Source organism: Lampropedia aestuarii, assembly GCF_004803635.1.
GTDB lineage: Bacteria > Pseudomonadota > Gammaproteobacteria > Burkholderiales > Burkholderiaceae_C > Lampropedia > Lampropedia aestuarii.
Map to the genome: position 1 here is coordinate 1 of NZ_SSWX01000044.1, position 6,156 is coordinate 6,156.

A 6,156-nucleotide genomic window follows, 5' to 3' on the forward strand; every position below is an offset into this window, starting at 1 on the left:
GTCTACAACGCCGAGCAAATGCCGCCCTGGGGGCTGCCTGCCAACAAAACCCAATCGGGCTTCTTAACCCGCTCCACCCACGGCGGCGCAGCCGGTGACGGCCTGCGCGACGGAGTGGGCGACGCCAACGCCATCCGCTTTGAAGACGCCAAAGGCCAAGAGCAGCTGTGGCTGCACGCGCAAAAAGACCAGCTCACCGAGGTGGAAAACGACGAAAGCAAATGGGTAGGCAACGACCGGCGCAAAGAAATTGACCGCGACGAATTCAACACCATCCACCGCGACCGTACCGAAGTGGTCGACCGCAACGAGAAAATCACCGTGCATGGCTGGCGCACCGAAGAGGTGGATCAGGATGAGACCATCACCATCCACCAAAATCGCAAAGAACGTGTGGATTTGAGCGAAAAAATCTCGATTGGAATCAACCGCACAGAGTCCGTGGGTCTGAATGAAAAAGTGACTATCGGTGTAAACCAAAACCTCAAAGTAGGGGCCAATAAACAAGAGTTGATTGGCCTGACTAGCCTCAAGACTGTCGGCATGATGCAAATGACCAACATTGGGGGAGCCTACAACCTCAATGTGGGCGCTGCGTGGATGACCAATGTGGGCTTTGTCAATATTGAAAACATCGGCAAGATGAAAAAAGTGACCGTGGGAGAGTCAACCACCATGCACTCAGGCAAAAGCACCACCATCACCGCCGGCGAAACCATCACTATCTCTGCGCCTAAAAATATTGTGCTGCAATCGGGCGGCACCAAAATCGTATTGGATGGTGAGAACAACACCATCAGTATTGAAGCCAATAAAGTGCTTATTGACGGCACAACGATCGTGGATGTGGACAGCAAAAAAATTGATTTGAACTGATTCACGCCCATGCCATACGTCGTCAACATCACCCCGTTTCAAGCCCAAGCCACTGAACAAAAGTTCTACAACGGCCACTTGTATGACTGTATTTTCATCAAAGCCAGCTTCAAGCTCACGCACAATGGCCAGTTGCTGCCACTGACCAAGCAAGCGCCCTTTATCGTCAATGACGTGTATGAAAAAGCAGAGCACGCCCATTTCAGCGACCACCCCGCTTTAGCCTACCCCTCTGACATTCTGCCCTACAAGCCCGCCACCGATGTGCTCGTCATCGGCCATGCCAAGCCTGCAGCAAATACACCGACAGAGCGTTGGATTGCCAGATTAAAAATCGCCGATCACCTCGACAAAGTGATTCAAATCACAGGGCCAAGGCATTGGGAACATACGCTGCTCGGTGGCTGGCAACTCACTGACATACAGCCCGCCAGCGCCGTTAATCTGAGCTATAGCAACACCTATGGGGGTGGCTCCCAGCATGAACGCCTGAAAGAACGCGATCTCTATTTGCCCAACCCCTTTGGGCGTGGTTTTTTAGGCCCCGATCAACCTGACACCAGCCTGCAGTACCCTGCCCCTCAACTCTTGCAAGCACAAGATATCGATCCTGTGTGGGGCAAACCAGGCCAGCCCGCCAGCTTTTCTCCTCTGGATGGCTTGCAGGCCGAACGCTTGCAATACGCGGGCACCTATGACCAGCAATGGCAAGACCAGGTCGCCCCGAATATTCCATTGGACATGGACTTGGCCTTTTGGAACACCGCGCCCGCAGACCAACTCGCAAGACCGTGGCTGCTCGGCGGCGAACGTGTATACACCCTGGGCTTATTCCCCACCGAGGATGGGCAACTCAGCTTCAGCCTCCCCGAATACGACGTCCTTGTGGTGCCTGTTAAAAACGGCCAACCGTCCGAGGCCTACAGCATGAACTTAGACACCGTGGTGCTGGACTTAGACCAACGCCATGTGACGGTGCGCTGGTGCACCTTGGTATCGCAAACCCATGGCTTTGACGAATACCAAACAGTGGCCTATCCAGGCAAAGCAAACCGAGCCACCTTACCAGGCCACACTGAAACGAGCTCCTCATGAGCAGCCCCAAAGTACTCATTGATGCGCAGTGGCGCCCAAACCACTTTGCTGCGCCAGTCTCGCCAGGCTTTGCTGCCACGCCCTTAGCGAACAGAATGGTGCCCTCCATACCGGCTGTCTCATTCATGGTGGTGCTGGCGCCTACCGTGAGCGTCTTTGCCGAAAGCGGTCACCCTTTGTTTTTACGCAGATCCATCGCGCAAGACCCCAGCAAAGGCACCCAATTCATCCCCGAGGAAAACGCGCAAAGCAATCCCGTAGAAGGCAGCCAGCAATGCGTACATGGCAACGCCGGCAAAATTATTCCACTGCCCCCATCTAGCTGGCCCAGCCCGCCATTGCCAGCGGCAATCAATTGTGGCGTCATCGCCAGCAGCCAAGAGCAAGGCCTGGCCAACCTACAAAACATGGCCATGCTCTTTGCAGACCGTGTCTACCAAGAACTCTTGGCTGGCCCGATGGCTTTTTTCAGCAACTACCAAGACGCACGCAATGCCTCCAATGCCGCATGGGCCAAAGCCCTGCCCAACAGCATCTGGGAAGGCATTAAAAGCACCGCAGGTGCTATATGGGACGGCGTGAAATGGGTCGGCGGAAAAATTGGCGGGGCGGCGCAAGCCGTCTGGGATGACCCCCTTGGGGCCCTCGACGCTGCCGGGCAAAGCGTGGCGGACAGCGCCAAAGCAGCCCTTGACGGCGCCATGGCCGCCTACGATCTACTCACCGACCCTGACAAACGGCAAGCCATCGTAGATGCGATCACAGACTGGATCAAAGAAACCTTTGCCGACATGGCCTGCGACATGGCCGACGCCCTGCTGGAGATGCTCCAGTCCGACAAGCCCCTGGCCGCGCAACTCGGCGAAGTACAAGCCGCAGTCGAGCAACAAGCCGCAGAAATGGCTGGCCAAATCGGCGTGGCCGTCTTGGGCGACAAAGGTCTGAGCAAAATAGCCACCCTGGCCAAATCAGGCGGCAAAGCAGGCAACTTTGGCGGTGGCTTATTTGAGCGCATCTCCGACGCCATGAACGGCAAAACACGGCCCAGGAAAACCCCAGAAACCCCCAGCAAAACTGACACCCCGCCCCCGCCTGTTGCCGCCAATAAAGACCCCAGCAACACAGGAAGAAGCAGCGACAAACCAGAAACAGCCGGTGGCACACGCGGCACCAGCGCTGCTGCCAGCTGCCTCTTAGGCTGCAACATGGCAGGGCGGCCCATCAACACCGCCTACGGCTGCAAAGTCCTCTCTGGCCCCCAAGAGCTCGACTTTGACCTGCCCGCCCCCTTGCCGCTGCCCTGGCAGCGCACCTACGTCTCGAAAAACCCCAGCATTGGCTGGCTCGGCCAAGGCTGGAGCACCCCATTTGCCCTGCAACTGCAGCGCACCAAAGACGGCCTACTCCTAATCGATGAACAAGGCAGACGCATCCCACTGCCCGAAGTCCCGCCCGGAGAGAGCCACTACTCCCGCTTTGAACAATTCAGCCTAGAGCGCAGCGAATCCGGCACCGCCTACACCCTCGTCTTCAACAACGGCCAACTGCGCATGCACCTGCAGCCCATTGGCCTGGGCCCCAATGCCAGCATCTACCAACGCGCCACCGCCCCCATCTACACCCTGCATGCGCTAGAAGACGCCAACAGCAACCGCATCCAACTGCACTACGGCCCCTGGCCCAACAACCTCCAACCGGGCGACTTTGACCTCGAAGACGCCCCAGCCCTGCTCGTGCCCAATGGCCTGACCGACAGCGCCGGGCGCCAACTGCGCCTGGAATTCCAAGCCCTGGGCAGCCCAACCGAGCCCTGCCTGCCCGGCCATGACCGGGGCCTGCGCCTTGTGCGCATCGTGCAAACCAGCGACGCCCAAGCCCCCACAGGCCCAACCCCTACACCGCTGGCAGAGGGCCCGCGCACCCTCGTGCGCTACCACTACAGCGACCAGGGCGACCTCATCGCCGTGCACAACATGCTCGGCCACACCGTGCGCGAATTTGGCTGGCGCAACCACATCATGGTGATGCACCGTGACGCAGCGGGCCTCGTCTCTGAATACGAATACGACCGCTACGAGCCCAGCGGCCAAGTCCTGCGCAACTGGAGCAACGACGGCCAACAATGGCAACTGCACTACAGCAGCGGCGCCACCACCGTCACCCACAGCGGCGCAGGCGGCCAACTCGCCAGCCGCAAAACCTGGTTTCATGACGCAGAGCGCCACTACACCGGCCACCAAGACGAACTCGGCGGGCAACTGCAGCGCGAACTCGACGCCTTTGGCAACCTCCTGGCCGTCACCGACGAAGCAGGCCGCACCACCCGCTACCAACTCGACCTGCAAGGCCGCCCCACCCACATCAGCCTCGCCGATGGCACGCACACCACCATCGCCTACGACACCGCCAGCGGCCAAGTGGCCAGCCTCACCACCGCCGACGGTGCCACCACCTACTACCAATACGACGCACGCGGCAACCTGCACAGCCTCACCGACGCCCTGGGCAAAACCACCCACTACACCCATGACAGCCGTGGCCTGCCCACCACCATCACCGACGCCCTGGGCAAAACCAAACACCTGGCCTACAACGCCGCAGCCCAACTCATCCACTACACCGACTGCTCAGGCCAAAGCACCCGCTACCACTACAACGACTGGGGGCACCTGGCCAGCATCACCGACGCCCTAGAACAAACCACCCACTACACACACGACGCAGCAGGGCGCCTGCTGCAAGTGCGCCACCCCGATGGCAGCATCGAGCAAATGCACTACGACAGCGCAGGGCGGATGCTTGCCTACATCGACCCGCTGGGCGCGCACACCGAATACACCCTGGCCATCGACGGCCTGCCCACCCTGCGGCGCAACGCCCAAGGCGGCGAGCTGCGCTACGAATACGACGCACTGCGCCGCCTCAGCACCCTCATCAACGAAAACAACGCCCGCTACGACTTTGGCTACGACACGCTCTCGCGCCTCAGCCACGAGACCGGCTTTGACGGGCGCCACACCCGCTACCAATACGACCCCACCGCCCTCTTACTGCACAAACTCGAACAAGGCACCCTCAGCCCCCAAGCGCGAGAGCAGCTGCTGCAAAACACCCAGCCCCCGCTCACCACGCAGCACATCCCCCCCACCCTTGAAGACCCCTGGGGCCTGCGCACACTCGAAAGTCCCGACTACAGCGCAGAACCACTGCCGGGCGCTGCGATTGAGACCCGCTACGAGCGCGATGCCATGGGCCGCCTCATCCACAAGCAAGTCAGCGGCCACGTGCTTGGAGGACAGGCCAACGAACCACCCAACGGCCGCGACACAAACCCCTCTGCGGCCCCTAGCACACCTGGCACCCTACAGCCCCAAGTGCGCAGCACCCGCTACACCTACGACGCCATGGGCCGCCTGCTCCACGCTGCCAATGACAGCGGCAGCCGCACCCATTTAGCGTATGACCTCCTGGGCCAACTGCGCCAAGAAGAGCGCATCGGCCAAGGCCTGCACAGCCTCTTGCAGCACCGCTACGACGCCCTGGGCAACCGCATCCAAACCAGCCTGCCCGATGGCCGCAACATCCACTGGCTGCACTACGGCGCGGGCCACCTGCACCAAATCCATGTCGACGGCCACCTTATCTGCGACTTTGAGCGCGACGCCCTGCACCGCGAGGTACTGCGCACCCAAGGCGCACTGACCAGTCGCTACGGGCACGACGCGTTGGGCCGCCTGGTGCAGCAGGCCACCTGGCGCAGCCCCACAGCGCAAGGCCAAAGAGCCCCGCAGACGGGCCACGGCGCAGACCACCAGACACCCACCCCCTCTTGGGCCTGGGAGCCCTTGGGCGATACCCGCCACCAACCGCAAGCGGCCACCGTCATCTCACGCGCCTACCACTACGACCGAGCCGGCAACCTGCTTAGCCAGCAAGACAAACGCCACGGCCACACCCACTACCACTACGACCGCATTGGCCGCCTACTGAGCGCCAGCCAGCCGCAGCTGAGCGAGCACTTCGCCTTTGACCCGGCCCATAACATGCAGCCCGCCTCTGAGGCCACCACGCCTACTGCGCAGGCCAGCGGCGGGCTGGTACGCCACAACCGCATTGAAGTTTTTGAAGACAAACGCTACCGCTACGACACCCACGGCAACCTGATTGAAAAACGCATCGGCAAAC

At 60.5% G+C, this 6,156-nt stretch carries 3 protein-coding genes; all 3 read left to right on the top strand.

Annotation, left to right across the window (positions count from 1 at the left end; translation table 11 throughout):
- Nucleotides 1–876: bacteriophage T4 gp5 trimerisation domain-containing protein (locus tag E8K88_RS17660; protein ID WP_420813596.1), on the top strand; the 876-nt coding region annotated here is incomplete at its 5' end.
- Nucleotides 877–885: 9 nt separating this feature from the next.
- Complete coding sequence (locus E8K88_RS17665) at nucleotides 886–1,971, top strand: DUF2169 family type VI secretion system accessory protein (protein WP_136407989.1); 1,086 nt, start codon at nucleotides 886–888, stop codon at nucleotides 1,969–1,971.
- A partial coding sequence (locus E8K88_RS18505) for a DUF6531 domain-containing protein (protein WP_136407990.1) occupies nucleotides 1,968–6,156 on the top strand: 4,189 nt, incomplete at its 3' end. The genes E8K88_RS17665 and E8K88_RS18505, both read left to right, overlap by 4 nt.

Excerpts from the sequence above, each read along its gene's own strand:
- E8K88_RS17665 (WP_136407989.1), top strand. The coding sequence starts at position 886 with ATGCCATACGTCGTCAACATCACCCCGTTTCAAGCCCAAGCCACTGAA.